Below are 13,005 nucleotides of genomic sequence, written 5' to 3'. Positions count from 1 at the left end.
GAGTTGTAGAGAAAACTTTCATCGACGGGCTACGATCGCCCCGGTGGCGGAAGTCGAACGGATCAGCGCAGCGTGGCCGGGTCGAGCTGCCAGCGGAACGGCTCCGCGATGCTCAACGTCTCGCCGGCCTTGGCGACCTGGTCCTCGACGTAGTGCTCGCCGTCGAGCCGGTACAGGCGCAACGAGTGACCGTCACCATCCTGCTCGACCAGCAGGTACCAGGGGATCCGTGCGATGGCGTAGAGCTGCATCTTGAGCAGGCGGTCCGCAGCGGCATTGCCTGGCGAGACGACCTCGCCCACCAGCACCACCTCGGCGGCCTCCGCCGCCGTGCCCTCGTCGTCGGTGTCTGCGACGACGACGTCCGGGATGACTATCCGGTCCACCGTGAGACGGACGTTCACCGCGTTGAAGACCGCAAAATCGCTGACGGCACTCGCGATGTGGTCGGCCAGCCGCCGTGACACCAACTGGTGCCGCTTGGTCGGGACCGGGCTCAGAAGCAGGCTCCCGTCGAGCAGTTCGATCCGGTCCGGGGTCTCACCCAGGGCGAAGTAGTCGACCTCGGTCCACGGGCCGACGTGATGCTCCACGGACACAGGTCTCACCCGCGATCCCCTCCTCGTTCAAACGGCCTGACGCGTCATCAGCCGGTGCCTCGGCAGCGACACGGAACGCCGCCGGTAGGCTCGCGCCCCATGATGTCGATCGACGGACTGGGCGACATGTGGGACACGCTGTTCGGCGCGCAGCCGGACCCGCCCCCGCTGCTGGTGCTGATCACCGCGGCAGTCGCGCTGGTGGTCGTCTCCACCCGGCTGCCGTGGCGGATCGCCCGGAACGCCATCACCATCGCCCACGAGGGCGGGCACGCGCTCGTCGCCCTGCTCACCGGTCGCAAGCTGCGCGGTATCCGGCTGCACTCGGACACCTCGGGTCTGACGCTCTCCGCAGGCCGACCGACCGGACCCGGCATGATCCTGACCCTGCTCGCCGGGTACGTCGCCCCGCCGCTGATCGGGTTGGCCGGCGCCTGGCTGCTCGGCGGTAACCGGATCACCCTGCTGCTCTGGGTCGCGGTGGCGCTGCTGCTGGCCATGCTGGTGATGATCCGCAACGCGTTCGGTGTGGTGTCGCTGCTGGTCACCGGGGCGGTGGTATTCGCCGTCTCGTGGTACGCGACGCCGCAGGTGCAGGCCGCTTTCGCGTACACCGGGGTGTGGTTCCTGCTGCTCGGCGGGGTGCGGCCGGTGGTGGAGCTGCAACGCCTGCGCTCGCGTGGCCGGATGCCCGCCTCGGACGCCGACCAGCTCGCCGGGCTGACCCCGTTCCCGGCGTTCTTCTGGGTGGTCTTCTTCGCCCTGGTCAACCTGGTCGCCCTGGTGGCCGGCGCCCTCCTGCTGACCGGCCCCATCCTCACCGACGCCGGCCTGACCCTCTGATCCCACCCGGGCAGAATGGGCACATGCGATACGTGATCATCGGGGCGGGCGCGGTCGGCGGGACCATCGGCGTGCGGCTGGCGCAGGCCGACCGGGACGTGACCCTGGTGGCCCGCGGGGCGCACCTGGACGCGATCCGGGAGCGCGGCCTGACGCTGCGCCAGCCCGACGGCGACGTGACCGCCCGGCTCGCCGCCGTCGACGGTCCGGGCGACCGGCCGCTGCCCGCCGACACGGTGCTGGTGCTCACCGTCAAGTCGCAGGACACCGAGGCCGCGCTGGCGGCGTGGGTGGACGCGCCGGTCGTCGGCGGTGGTACGGCCGGCGAGCGGCTGCCGCTGGTCACCGCGCAGAACGGAGTGGCGAACGAGCGGGCCGCCCTGCGGCTCTTCGCCGACGTGCACCCGGTCTGCGTCTGGCTGCCGGCCACCCACCTGGAGCCGGGCGTGGTGGTGGCGAACGGGTACCCGCATCCCGGGATGCTCCACATCGGCCGCTACCCGGGCGGCGCCGACGACACCGACCGGGAGATCGCCGCCGACCTGACCGCCGCCGGTTTCGTCGCGCCGGTCCGTGCGGACGTGCTGCGCTGGAAGTACGGCAAGCTGCTCAGCAACCTCGGCAACGGCCTCCAGGCGCTGCTCGGGGAGGACATCCCGGACGCCCTCCTCGAACGGGTACGCGCCGAGGGCGTCGCCGTGCTCGCCGCCGCCGGCATCGGACACACCTCCCCGCAGGAGGAGCGGGCCGAACGCGGCGACCTGGTCCAGCAGCGCCCGGTGGGCGGTGCGGACCGATCCGGCGGCTCCACCTGGCAGAGCCTCGCCCGGGGCACCGGCGCGACCGAGGTCGACCACCTCAACGGGGAGGTCGCGCTGCTCGGCCGGCTGCACGGCGTACCGACGCCGGCCAACGTGGCCGTGCAGCGGGCCGTCCGGCAGGCCGCCCGCAAACGGATCGCGGCCGGCACGTTCCCGCTCGCCGAGCTGGAGAAGATGATCGCCTGAACCGGGCAACCGACCGCCCCGCCCGGTGCGTGTTCCCTGCGACCGACACGGGGAGGTAGCGGGTGCCGGACGTCGACGGGTTCGACGAGTTCTACCGGGGGAGCCGACAACGGCTGCTCGGTTTCGTCTACGCCCTCACCGGCGATCGCATCGAGGCCCAGGACGCGGTGCAGGAGGCGTACATCCGGGCCTGGCAGCGGTGGTCGACGATCAGCGGGTACGACGATCCGGAAGCGTGGGTACGGGTGGTGGCCAGCCGTATCGCCGTCAGTCGGTGGCGCAGCCTGCGCAGTCGCGCCCGCGCGTACCTGCGGCACGGGGCGACCGAGACCGTCCCCGGGCCGGGCACCGACACCGTCGAGGTGGTCGCCGCCCTGCGTCGGCTGCCCGAGGAGCAGCGTGTCGCCATCGCGCTGTACTACCTGGTGGGCATGCCGGTCGCCGAGGTGGCGCGGGAGACCGCCGCCCCGGTCGGCACGGTCAAGGCCCGCCTCTCCCGGGGGCGTGCCGCGCTCGCCGGCCTGCTCGCCGTCGCTGACCTGGAGGAGGCCACCGATGCGTGACGACCCGACGTTCATCGATCGGATCCAGCGCGACCTGAGTGACGTGCAGTGGCCGGAGCCGCGGGAGATCCGGGCCCGGGCCCGCCGGCGCAGTCGTCGGACGATAGCGCTGGCGACCGTCGCCGTGCTCGCGGCGGTGACCGGGCCCGCATATGCGCTGAGGGAGCGCACGTCGGCTCCGCCCGACGCCGCCGCGCCTACGTCGACGCAGAGCCCTGCCCGGGCGGAGATCCCACTCGACTCCCTGCTGCCGGTCTCCGAGGTGCCGGTGAGCAGCGCCGTGCCGCTCGGTGAAGCCGGCCTCGGCGAGGCCGTCCGGTTGGATCCGACATTGCAGAGGTGCGGCGACGACCGGGGCGTGCCGGCGGTTCCCGCGTACTCCCGGTACTCGCGCTCGCAGACCCTGTTGTCACCCACGAAGGATGGCCGCGCTCCGGTGCGGGTCGAACTCAGTCAGGACGTCTATCGACTCGATCCGCTGGTCGGAGCGCGACTCTTCACCCACCTGAGGGCGCTGCTCGACGCCTGCCCCGAGTGGCATCTCTCCGAGTCGGTCGTGGAGACCGGCGAGACGACGCCGAACGAGAGCAGGCACGCCTGGGAGACGGCGGCGAGCAACTTCGCCGGTGACGAGTCGATTCTGGTGCGGCACGTCCCGTTCGCCCCCGGTGGTCCGCCCTCCGGAAGGACGCTCCAGCGTTCCAGCCCGGTCGGGATGACCGTGGTGGTCCGGGTCGGCGACCTGGTGACGGTGCTGGAACCCAGCCCGGACCTCGGACTGCGCGAAGCGGATCTGGAGGCGCTGGGCCGGGTGGCTGCCCGACGACTGTGCGCCGCCGCCAACCCGGCCTGCTGACCCTGCTTGATCCGCTGACTCCGCGCAACTTCAGGGATGTTGCTGCCTCCCGGCGCCGGGAAGCAGCAGTTTCCCCGAAGTTGCGCGGATCAAGCGCGAGGCGCGACCGCGCCAACGCGCGACCGCGACCGGGTGCCGGGGTCAGAGCGGGATGTTGCCGTGCTTCTTGGGGGGCAGGGTCTCGCGCTTCGTGCGCAGGACGCGCAGCGCCCGGACGATCTGGGTACGCGTCTCGTGCGGCGCGATCACCGAGTCGACGTACCCGCGCTCGGCCGCCACGTACGGGTTGGCCAGCGTGTCCTCGTACTCGGCGATCTTCTCGGCCCGGACCGCCGCCGGGTCCTCGGCGCCGGCCAGTTCGGAGCGGTAGAGGATGTTCACCGCGCCCTGCGCGCCCATCACCGCGATCTGTGCGGTCGGCCAGGCGAAGTTGAGGTCCGCGCCGAGGTGCTTCGAGCCCATCACGTCGTACGCCCCGCCGTACGCCTTGCGGGTGATCACGGTGACCTTGGGAACGGTCGCCTCGGCATACGCGTAGATGAGCTTGGCGCCCCGGCGGATGATGCCGTCCCACTCCTGGCCGGTCCCGGGAAGGAACCCGGGCACGTCGACGAAGGTCAGCACCGGGATGTTGAACGCGTCGCAGGTGCGCACGAACCGGGCGGCCTTCTCCGAGGCGGCGATGTCCAGGGTGCCGGCGAAGTGCATCGGCTGGTTGGCGACCACGCCGACCGGGCGACCCTCCACCCGGCCGTAGCCGATGACGATGTTCTGCGCGTAGAGCGGCTGGACCTCCAGGAACTCCCCGTCGTCGAGGACGTGCTCGATGACGGTGTGGATGTCGTACGGCTGGTTGGCCGAGTCCGGGATGAGCGTGTCCAGCTCGCGGTCCTCGTCGGTGACCTCCAGCTCGGCCGGGGCCTCGAGGACGACCGGCTCGTCGAGGTTGTTCGACGGCAGGTACGACAGCAGCGCCTTGACGTAGTCGACCGCGTCCTCCTCGTCGCTGGCGAGGTAGTGCGCGTTGCCGCTGCGGGTGTTGTGCGTGCGGGCCCCGCCCAGCTCCTCCATGCCGACGTCCTCGCCGGTCACCGTCTTGATCACGTCAGGACCGGTGATGAACATGTGCGAGGTCTGGTCGACCATCACGGTGAAGTCGGTGACCGCGGGGGAGTAGACCGCGCCGCCGGCGCAGGGCCCCATCACCAGTGAGATCTGCGGGATGACCCCGGACGCCCGCACGTTCCGGAAGAAGATCTCCCCGTACAGGCCGAGCGACACCACGCCCTCCTGGATGCGGGCGCCGCCGGAGTCGTTGATGCCGATCACCGGGCAGCCGATCTTCATGGCCAGGTCCATCACCTTGACGATCTTCTCGCCGAAGACCTCGCCGAGCGAGCCGCCGAAGACGGTGAAGTCCTGCGCGAAGACGCACACCTGCCGGCCGTCGACAGTGCCGTAGCCGGTCACCACGCCGTCGCCGTACGGGCGGTTGCGCTCCAGCCCGAAGGCCGTGGACCGGTGCCGGGCCAGTTCGTCCAGCTCGACGAAGGAGCCCTCGTCGAGCAGCATCTCGATCCGCTCGCGGGCGGTCTTCTTGCCCCGGGCGTGCTGCTTCTCGACCGCGCGCGCCGACCCGGCGTGCACCGCCTCGTCGACCCGGCGCTCCAGGTCCGCCAGCTTGCCGGCAGTGCTGTGGATGTTGGTCCCGGTCTCGGTAGTCACCCAGGGAATATAACGATGGTTCAGGTCGCGGCGGCTGTGCAGTACGCCTCAACGCCCCGGCCGGTCGCCGCCGTAGGCTGACGGGATGCCAGGCTCCCCGTACACCGATCTGGACCGACCGCCGCTGTCGGCGGCCCGGCTGCGGCGCGCGCTGGTCGCGCCGCACGGACCGTGGACCCGCCTGGAGCTGTACGCCGAGACCGGCTCCACCAACGCGGACGTGTCCGAGGCCGCCGTCGCGGGCGAGCCGGAGGGCCTGGTCGTGGTCGCGGAGCGGCAGACCGCCGGGCGCGGTCGGCGCGGCCGCGTCTGGCAGTCGCCGCCGCGCGCGGGCATCGCGACAAGCGTCCTGCTGCGGCCCGGCGACGCCGTGCCGGACCGCGGTTGGTCGGCCGTCCCACCCACGGGGTACGGCTGGCTGCCGCTGCTCGCCGGCGTCGCGCTGGTCGAGGCGGTGGCCCGGCTGGCCGAGCTGGACGCCGCGCTGAAGTGGCCCAACGACCTGCTCATCGGCGACGCGAAGTGTGCCGGTGTGCTGGCCGAGGCGGTGCCGGGGCGCTCCGGAGGCCAACCGCCCGCCATCGTCCTCGGCATCGGCCTCAACGTGACCCTGCGCGCCGACGAGTTGCCGGTGAACCCGACCGGACTGCCGGCCACCTCGCTGCAACTGGCCGGCGCGGCGGCCACCGACCGGGACCCGCTGCTGCGGGCGCTGCTGCGCTCGGTGGCGGACTGGTACGACCGGTGGCGCACCGCCGGCGGGGACGCCCAGGCGAGCGGCCTGCGGGACGCCTACCTGGCCTCCTGCGCGACGATCGGCCGCGAGGTACGGGTCCTGCTCCCCAACGGCGAGACCCGCACCGGCACCGCAACCGGCATCGACAACGACGGCCAACTCCAACTGACCACCCCCACCCAAACCCAAGCCATAGCAGCAGGAGACGTCCTCCACCTCCGCTGAGCGCCTTCCCTCGCGCCCCGCCCCCTTCCCAGCGGCGATCTTGCACTTTCTGTGGTGCCGTATCGGGCTCAAGGCCGCGTAACGGCAACCGAAAGTGCAAGATCGCGGAAGGTGGGGTCGGGCCGCGTGGCGGATGTTGTGGGAGGGCTTCTGGGGATTACCGTCGGCGCGACAAAATAAAGGCGTTGGAGGTTGTCGTGGCGTTCCCCGAAGACGTGCTCACGAAGGACGAGCACGTCGTGCTGCACCTGCACCCGCACTGGAAGGCTCTGGTCCGGCCGATCCTGGTGCTGGTCCTCGCCATCGCCGCGGTGGTGGTCGGCGTGCTCCTGCTGCCCGAGAGTTCCGGCGGTTCGATCGCGTTGGCCGTGATCGGCGGGATCGGCCTGGTCGCGGTCCTCTGGCTCGGTCTGTGGCCGTTCCTGGTCTGGCGTACCACCCATTACCTGTTCACCAACGAGCGCGTGCTGTTGCAGCAGGGGGTGTTCTCCCGGGACCGGCGGGACCTTCCGCTCACCCGGATCAACGACCACTCGATGAACCAGCACTTCTTCGAGCGGCTGCTCGGCTGCGGCACCCTCACCATCGAGTCCGCCGGCGAACGAGGCCAGTCCGTGCTGAAGGACGTGCCGGGGGTCGGCCGGGTGCAGACCACCCTTTACGAGCTGGTCGAGGCGCAGCACGACAAGCACTCGCTGGGCGACGGGGAGATGCGCGAGATCCTCGCCGACATGCGCGAGGGCAAGCCGCTGCGCGACACCACGAGCTGATCCCGGATCGGCGCTGACCGCCCCGGCCCGAGCACCGGGCCGGGGTGGTCAGGACTGTTGTCCGGCCCCGGCCCCGGCCGCCGCCGGCCCGGCCTGCACCGGATCGGCCTGAGATGGCCCAGCCTGAGATGGGCCGGCCTGCCCCGGAGCGGCTTGTGCCGGTCCCGGCTGGGTTGGCCCGGCTTGCACCGGAGCGGCCTGCACCGGCCCCGCCTCGGACAGCCCGTTCTGCGCCGGCCCGTTCTGCGCCGGCCCGTTCTGCGCAGGGCCAGCCTGCGTCGGGCCGTTCTGTGCCGGCCCGTTCTGCGCAGGGCCAGCCTGCGCCGGGCCGTTCTGCGCCGGCCCGGCCTGCGTCGGGCCGGGCGAGGCCGCTCCTGTGGAGGGCTGCTCCCCAACCACGGACCCTGCCGAGGCCGGGTCGGTCGGGGACGGCCCGGAGCCGGTGCTCGGCGGGACCGGCCGGAGCGCGAACCAGCCGCGGAAGCGCGTCCGCAGCACCTCCTGCTCGGGCTGGTTGTCCGGGCCGAGGCGAAGCATGGTGCCGGTGAGGATGACGGTGCCGAGCCCCGGGCGAGCGTCCGACGGGCGCGCGCCCATCACGTCGACCCGGACGGCGAGGCGGTCGCCGGCGCGGACCGGGGCGAGCCACCGCAGCTCCTCCAGACCGGGGGAGGCGTCCGCCGCCGCGCGGGACAGCAGGTGGTCGACGTACGCCCGCATGAACAGGCTGACCGTGTAGAAGCCGCTGGCGATGACGCCGCCGTGCCGACTGGCCTCGGCCAGCTCCTGGTCGACGTGGTACCACTGCGGGTCGAAGCGCCGGGCGAAGGCCCGCATCTCGTCGCCGTCCACGGTCACCGTCCCGAGGTCGACGGTGAGTCCCGGGACGAGGTCCTCGAAGAACAGCTCGGCGGGCGCTCCGGTGCCGGAGCGGAGGGCGGGAGCGGTCACCGGCGGGGTGCGCGACGAGTGCCGGCGTGCAGTTCCGCGGCGAGTTCCGCCTCCAGGTCGGCGGGGAGACCGGCGGTCAACGGCCGTCCCTGCACGGGAGCGGCGCCGGTCGGGCCGGGCGTCGGCTTGGGCCGGTCGGCGGACTGAGCCTCCTCCAGCTCGGAGACCGATTCGGCCAGCTCGGCGACCGGGTCCATCTCGGCCATGGTGTCCCACTCGTCGCGCGGGATGTCGTGCCAGGTGGGTTCGGTCCTGGTGGCGTCCTCGGCCGGCGTGACGGGCTGGAAGACGAAGGTCCGGTACGACCAGAAGCGGAACAGCGTGGCCAGCAGGACACCGGCGGTCTTCGCCACGTTCAGCGCCAGCAGGCCGTGGACGCCGAGCCCGTACTTGGCCGCGGCCACCGCGCCCAGTTCGATGAGCAGGCCGGCGCCGTTGAACAGGAAGAACAGGACGTACTCCCGGCGAAGCGCCGATTTCGGGCGATCCCGGTACGTCCAGTGGCGATTCATCAGATACGACGTGATCGTGGCGACGATGGTCGCGATCACGGTCGCCTTCAACTGACCGTTGACGAAAACGGTAAGTGCAAGGACATTGAACACCGCGTAATTGATGACGGTGTTGATGCCGCCGACGATGCCGAATTTGAGCGCCTCGTGGATGAACTTCTGCCAGCGCTCAGGCAGCAGACGGACAAGACGCATGCGAAACACCTTAGGGCAGTCGGTGAAGCCGGCGGTCACCGGCCGGACGAAGTGGGCGACGGGTCACGCCCCGTGATCCCGGTCGCGCTCCACCTGCGGAACGATCGGAGTTCCCGCTTCGACGAAGACGAACCGCCGGTAGGACCAGAATCGGAACAGCGTCCCGAGGCCGGTGCCCACGACGAAGCTGGCGATGTTGTCGGCGAGCTGCGTCTGGAACACGCCCGGCCAGATGCTGCCGAGCCCGTACCGGCTGATCGCGAGGCAGGCCACCGCGATCCCGAGGCCGACGGCGTTGAAGAAGAAGAACAGCGCATACTCCCGAGCCGGGTTGCTGCGCTGGCGGTGCCGCCAGGTCCAGAAGCGGTTACCCAGGAAGGCGAACGTCGCGGCGATCACGGTCGAGATCGTCTTGGCCGTGACCTGCTCCATGCCCCGCGCGGTGGTCAGGTAGTTGAACAGCGCGAAGTCGATGAGGAAGGCGATCCCGCCCACGGTGGCGAACTTGCTCAGCTCGCGCACGAGGTGACCGAAGCGGTCGATCAGTGCGCGGACCAGACCCGGTCGGGTCTGCCGGGGGCCCGGTTGCTCCCCGGTCATCGTGGCGGCCACGGGGCGAGCCTACCGGCTGTGAAGGTGTCGGCGGGGGAGCAACGGCGAGGGGGACATCGTCGCCCATCGCGGCCCATTCAGTCGGTGTGCCGCTGTTGAACGCAGCGTAACCAGTCGGGAGGACTGACGCGCCTCGGAACGGGAATCCCCCAACCGGTCGGCGGGGTGGGTTGACGGCCCGACCGCAACGCGCGTCGACCGGGGTGCACAACAAGATTTGCGTGAAACTGCGCAGGAAAGCGGGTATCAGATCGTGATGCCGCAGCGTGGCCGTACCTTGTGCAGTTCTTCACAACCAGTCCCACTGACTCGGAAGGCTGCCCGGTTTACGCTGAGCCCAATCCCAGGTTTCCACGAAGGCGGCGCATCGCGTCGCTGAGACTCGTGCATCCCATAGATCGGTCAGCGTCGACCACAAGGAGATGTGTCATGGTTGCTCCGGCTGTAGTGCGGGGTATCGATCAGGCCCCGACGTCCCATCCGAAACTGCTTGCCTGGGTCCGTGAGGTCGCGGAACTGACCACCCCCGAGCGGGTCGTCTGGGTGGACGGGTCCGACGAGGAGTGGCGTCGCCTCACCGATGAACTGGTCGAGTCCGGCACCCTCATCCGGCTGAACCCGGAGAAGAAGCCGAACTCGTTCTACGCGCGCACCGACCCGTCCGACGTCGCCCGGGTCGAGGAGCGCACCTTCATCTGCTCCGTCGACGAGGCGGACGCCGGCCCCACCAACAACTGGATGGCGCCGGCCGAGATGAAGCGGACGATGACCGAGCTGTACCGGGGCTCGATGCGCGGTCGCACCATGTACGTCATCCCGTTCGTGATGGGCCCGGTCGAGGCCGAGAGCCCGATGTTCGGTGTCGAGATCACCGACAGCCCGTACGTGGTGGCCTCGATGCGCATCATGACCCGGATGGGCGCGGCGATCCTCGAGGCGATGGGCGACGACGCGGACTTCGTGCACGCGCTGCACTCGATCGGCGCTCCGCTCGCCCCGGGTCAGCAGGACGTGCCGTGGCCCTGTAACGAGACCAAGTACATCTCGCACTTCCCGGAGACCCGGGAGATCTGGTCGTACGGCTCCGGGTACGGCGGCAACTCGCTGCTCGGCAAGAAGTGCTACTCCTTGCGGATCGCCAGCGTGATGGGTCGGGACGAGGGTTGGCTCGCCGAGCACATGCTCATCCTCAAGATCACTTCGCCGGAGGGCAAGGTCCACCACATCGCCGGCGCGTTCCCGTCGGCCTGCGGCAAGACCAACCTGGCCATGGTGGAGCCGACCATCCCGGGCTGGAAGGTCGAGACCATCGGCGACGACATCGCCTGGATGCGATTCGGCCCGGACGGTCGCCTCTACGCGGTCAACCCGGAGTACGGCCTCTTCGGCGTCGCGCCCGGCACCGACTGGAAGACCAACGCGAACGCCATGCGCACGCTGGACCGGGGCAACTCGATCTTCACCAACGTGGGCCTCACCGACGACGGTGACATCTGGTGGGAGGGCATGGGCGAGCCTCCGGCGCACCTCATCGACTGGAAGGGCAACGACTGGACGCCGGAGAGCGACAGCCTCTCCTCGCACGCGAACAGCCGGTTCTGCACCCCGATCACGCAGTGCCCGATCCTCGCCGACGAGTACTTCGACCCGAACGGCGTACCGATCGACGCGATCCTCTTCGGTGGTCGCCGCAAGGACACCATTCCGCTGGTGACCGAGGCCCGCGACTGGGTGCACGGCGTCTACATGGGCGCGACGCTCTCGTCCGAGACGACCGCCGCCGCGTCCGGCGCGGTCGGCGTGGTCCGCCGCGACCCGATGGCGATGCTGCCGTTCATCGGCTACCACGCGGGCGACTACTTCCGGCACTGGATCGAGATGGGCAAGGGCGCCGACGGCGACGAGGCCAAGCTGCCGAAGATTTACTACGTCAACTGGTTCCGCAAGGACCCGGACGGCTCGTTCCTGTGGCCGGGCTTCGGCGAGAACTCCCGGGTGCTCAAGTGGATCGTGGAGCGGATCGAGGGGACGGCCGACGCGGTCGAGACCCCGGTCGGCATGGTCCCGGCGCAGGACGCGCTCGACGTCGAGGGGCTGGACATGACCCCGGAGGACGTCCGGATCGCGCTGAAGGTCGACCCGGATGAGTGGCGCAACGAGCTGCCGATGATCACCGAGTGGTTCGAGAAGTTCGGTGACAAGCTGCCCGGCGTGCTGTGGGCCGAGCTGGACGCGCTGCGCGCCCGACTGGACGCGGCGCAGCCCCAGCGGTAGGTGTGAACCTCGCCCGCCGCGGGCAACAACGGATCCCATGAGGACGGCCGCCGAGACCGAGGTCCGGCGGCCGTCCGCCGTCCGGGCGCTCACCCTTCTGCTCGCGACCACGGCGGCGGCCACCGTCGTGGTCGAGCTGCTCAATTGGTGGTACGCCCCGGAGCAGGGCTTCGGTCTGGCGGTACGCACCGGTTGGGCCATGTTGCGCTCGTTCGGCTTTCTGCTGCTGATCGGGCACGTGCGCCGGGGCCGGACTGCGGCCCGCCCGTTCGGGCTGATCCTCGCGGTCACCACGATCTTCGCCGTCGGCCGGCTGATCGTGCCCCGGCAGGGGGTGCCGCCGCTGCCGGGACTGCTCGGCTTCGCCGTCCTCACCGCACTGTGTGTGGCGGTGGTCTGGCTGCTCTACCGCTCGTCGGCGCTCGCCGAGCATCTGGTCCGGCATCGGCCCCGCCTGGTCATCGACAGGACCGGCATCTCGTGGCGGGAGACGCCGCCACGTCGTCCACAGGCGAGCGCCTGGTTGTTGACCAGCCGGGTGGCGGCGTTCACCTACAGCCCACTGATGCTGGTGCCGGCGCTGGTGGCCGGTGGCGCGATCCTGGACGACCGCCTCTCCGCCGTGCCGGCCGTGCTGTTCTGGTTCGGCGCCGGCATCGCGGCCAGCTACGCCGTGCTGTTCTGCACCGCGTTCCTGATGCGCGGCAAGGACTGGGCACGCGGTCTGCTGGTCGTCGTCACGCTCGGCGTACTCGCGGTGGACCTGCCGCTGTGCTGGTGGCTGCTGGGCCTGGACGGCCTGGTCCGCGACGGCGCCCCGCTGCTGGCCGCCGCAACCCTGACCCTCTACGGCCTGCGTCGGGCGTCTCGTGCGTCGGACAACGCTGTCCCCGTCTGAGAGCCTGCGCGAGGGCCGGCTCAGCGGCCGGCGGGCGCCGGGCTGGCGGGGGTTGTGCGAGCGCTGTCGAGCTGCCCCGGATATGGACCGGCTCCTCGTAGCGCCCCGGCGGTAGGCGTCCGCCGGCGGTCCCCAGCGTAGGCCTCCCCGGCGGTAGGCCTCCCCGGCGGTAGGCCTCCCCGGCGGTAGGTCTCCCCGGCGGTAGGTCTCCCCGGCGGTAGGTCTCCCCGGCGGTAGGT

General features: G+C 70.9%; 13 protein-coding genes. 8 read left to right on the top strand and 5 right to left on the bottom strand.

What is annotated here, in order from left to right:
- Nucleotides 1-62 precede the first annotated feature (62 nt).
- Complete coding sequence (locus AC3EN4_RS00065) at nucleotides 63-608, bottom strand: Uma2 family endonuclease (RefSeq protein WP_435203938.1); 546 nt, start codon at nucleotides 606-608, stop codon at nucleotides 63-65.
- Between the two features lie 90 nt (nucleotides 609-698).
- Here AC3EN4_RS00065 and AC3EN4_RS00060 point away from each other — a divergent pair, with 90 nt between their 5' ends.
- From AC3EN4_RS00060 to AC3EN4_RS00045, 4 genes are all read left to right on the top strand, one after another.
- Nucleotides 699-1,442 carry a M50 family metallopeptidase gene (locus tag AC3EN4_RS00060; RefSeq protein WP_435203937.1) on the top strand — a complete coding sequence of 248 codons (744 nt, stop codon included), beginning with the start codon at nucleotides 699-701 and terminating at the stop codon, nucleotides 1,440-1,442.
- Nucleotides 1,443-1,465: 23 nt separating this feature from the next.
- Complete coding sequence (locus AC3EN4_RS00055) at nucleotides 1,466-2,449, top strand: ketopantoate reductase family protein (protein WP_435203936.1); 984 nt, start codon at nucleotides 1,466-1,468, stop codon at nucleotides 2,447-2,449.
- Between the two features lie 62 nt (nucleotides 2,450-2,511).
- Nucleotides 2,512-3,012: a SigE family RNA polymerase sigma factor gene (locus AC3EN4_RS00050; protein ID WP_422738299.1), complete on the top strand. Its 501-nt coding sequence runs from the start codon at nucleotides 2,512-2,514 to the stop codon at nucleotides 3,010-3,012.
- Nucleotides 3,005-3,868, top strand: coding sequence for a hypothetical protein (locus tag AC3EN4_RS00045; RefSeq protein WP_435203935.1), 864 nt, complete (start codon nucleotides 3,005-3,007; stop codon nucleotides 3,866-3,868). The genes AC3EN4_RS00050 and AC3EN4_RS00045 overlap by 8 nt, the downstream gene beginning before the upstream one ends.
- A 141-nt stretch (nucleotides 3,869-4,009) precedes the next feature.
- Here AC3EN4_RS00045 and AC3EN4_RS00040 read toward each other — a convergent pair whose 3' ends face one another.
- A complete protein-coding gene (locus AC3EN4_RS00040) occupies nucleotides 4,010-5,593 on the bottom strand; it encodes an acyl-CoA carboxylase subunit beta (RefSeq protein ID WP_435203934.1) in 1,584 nt (527 codons plus the stop codon).
- Between the two features lie 85 nt (nucleotides 5,594-5,678).
- Between AC3EN4_RS00040 and AC3EN4_RS00035 the strand changes: the two genes are divergently transcribed.
- Nucleotides 5,679-6,554, top strand: coding sequence for a biotin--[acetyl-CoA-carboxylase] ligase (locus tag AC3EN4_RS00035; protein ID WP_435203933.1), 876 nt, complete (start codon nucleotides 5,679-5,681; stop codon nucleotides 6,552-6,554).
- Between the two features lie 197 nt (nucleotides 6,555-6,751).
- Nucleotides 6,752-7,324 (top strand): PH domain-containing protein, encoded by a 573-nt coding sequence (locus tag AC3EN4_RS00030; protein ID WP_435203932.1) that lies wholly within the window; start codon nucleotides 6,752-6,754, stop codon nucleotides 7,322-7,324.
- Nucleotides 7,325-7,372: 48 nt separating this feature from the next.
- Here AC3EN4_RS00030 and AC3EN4_RS00025 read toward each other — a convergent pair whose 3' ends face one another.
- The 3 genes from AC3EN4_RS00025 to AC3EN4_RS00015 all read right to left on the bottom strand — a co-directional run bounded on the left by AC3EN4_RS00025 (nucleotide 7,373) and on the right by AC3EN4_RS00015 (nucleotide 9,582).
- Nucleotides 7,373-8,275, bottom strand: a complete 903-nt coding sequence (locus AC3EN4_RS00025) for a MaoC/PaaZ C-terminal domain-containing protein (protein WP_435203931.1) — start codon at nucleotides 8,273-8,275, stop codon at nucleotides 7,373-7,375.
- Entirely contained in the window at nucleotides 8,272-8,982 is a 711-nt protein-coding gene (locus tag AC3EN4_RS00020) for a GtrA family protein (protein WP_422740581.1), read from the bottom strand. The genes AC3EN4_RS00025 and AC3EN4_RS00020 overlap by 4 nt, the downstream gene beginning before the upstream one ends.
- 63 nt (nucleotides 8,983-9,045) lie before the next feature.
- Nucleotides 9,046-9,582 carry a GtrA family protein gene (locus AC3EN4_RS00015; protein WP_422740582.1) on the bottom strand — a complete coding sequence of 179 codons (537 nt, stop codon included), beginning with the start codon at nucleotides 9,580-9,582 and terminating at the stop codon, nucleotides 9,046-9,048.
- Nucleotides 9,583-10,023: 441 nt separating this feature from the next.
- Between AC3EN4_RS00015 and AC3EN4_RS00010 the strand changes: the two genes are divergently transcribed.
- Both AC3EN4_RS00010 and AC3EN4_RS00005 read left to right on the top strand, forming a co-directional pair.
- Nucleotides 10,024-11,868 carry a phosphoenolpyruvate carboxykinase (GTP) gene (locus AC3EN4_RS00010; protein ID WP_422738304.1) on the top strand — a complete coding sequence of 615 codons (1,845 nt, stop codon included), beginning with the start codon at nucleotides 10,024-10,026 and terminating at the stop codon, nucleotides 11,866-11,868.
- Nucleotides 11,869-11,905: 37 nt separating this feature from the next.
- Entirely contained in the window at nucleotides 11,906-12,766 is an 861-nt protein-coding gene (locus AC3EN4_RS00005; RefSeq protein ID WP_435203930.1) for a hypothetical protein, read from the top strand.
- Nucleotides 12,767-13,005: the final 239 nt, after the last annotated feature.

The sequence above is a fragment of the Micromonospora sp. bgisy143 genome, assembly GCF_057708145.1.
Note: the sequence above shows the minus strand (reverse complement) of the source record. Positions and strands in the feature narration are given on the sequence as shown.

Excerpts from the sequence above, each read along its gene's own strand:
- AC3EN4_RS00035 (WP_435203933.1), top strand. The coding sequence starts at position 5,679 with ATGCCAGGCTCCCCGTACACCGATCTGGACCGACCGCCGCTGTCGGCG.
- AC3EN4_RS00055 (WP_435203936.1), top strand. The coding sequence starts at position 1,466 with ATGCGATACGTGATCATCGGGGCGGGCGCGGTCGGCGGGACCATCGGC.
- AC3EN4_RS00020 (WP_422740581.1), bottom strand. The coding sequence starts at position 8,982 with ATGCGTCTTGTCCGTCTGCTGCCTGAGCGCTGGCAGAAGTTCATCCAC.
- AC3EN4_RS00005 (WP_435203930.1), top strand. The coding sequence starts at position 11,906 with ATGAGGACGGCCGCCGAGACCGAGGTCCGGCGGCCGTCCGCCGTCCGG.
- AC3EN4_RS00060 (WP_435203937.1), top strand. The coding sequence starts at position 699 with ATGATGTCGATCGACGGACTGGGCGACATGTGGGACACGCTGTTCGGC.
- AC3EN4_RS00045 (WP_435203935.1), top strand. The coding sequence starts at position 3,005 with ATGCGTGACGACCCGACGTTCATCGATCGGATCCAGCGCGACCTGAGT.
- AC3EN4_RS00015 (WP_422740582.1), bottom strand. The coding sequence starts at position 9,582 with ATGACCGGGGAGCAACCGGGCCCCCGGCAGACCCGACCGGGTCTGGTC.
- AC3EN4_RS00010 (WP_422738304.1), top strand. The coding sequence starts at position 10,024 with ATGGTTGCTCCGGCTGTAGTGCGGGGTATCGATCAGGCCCCGACGTCC.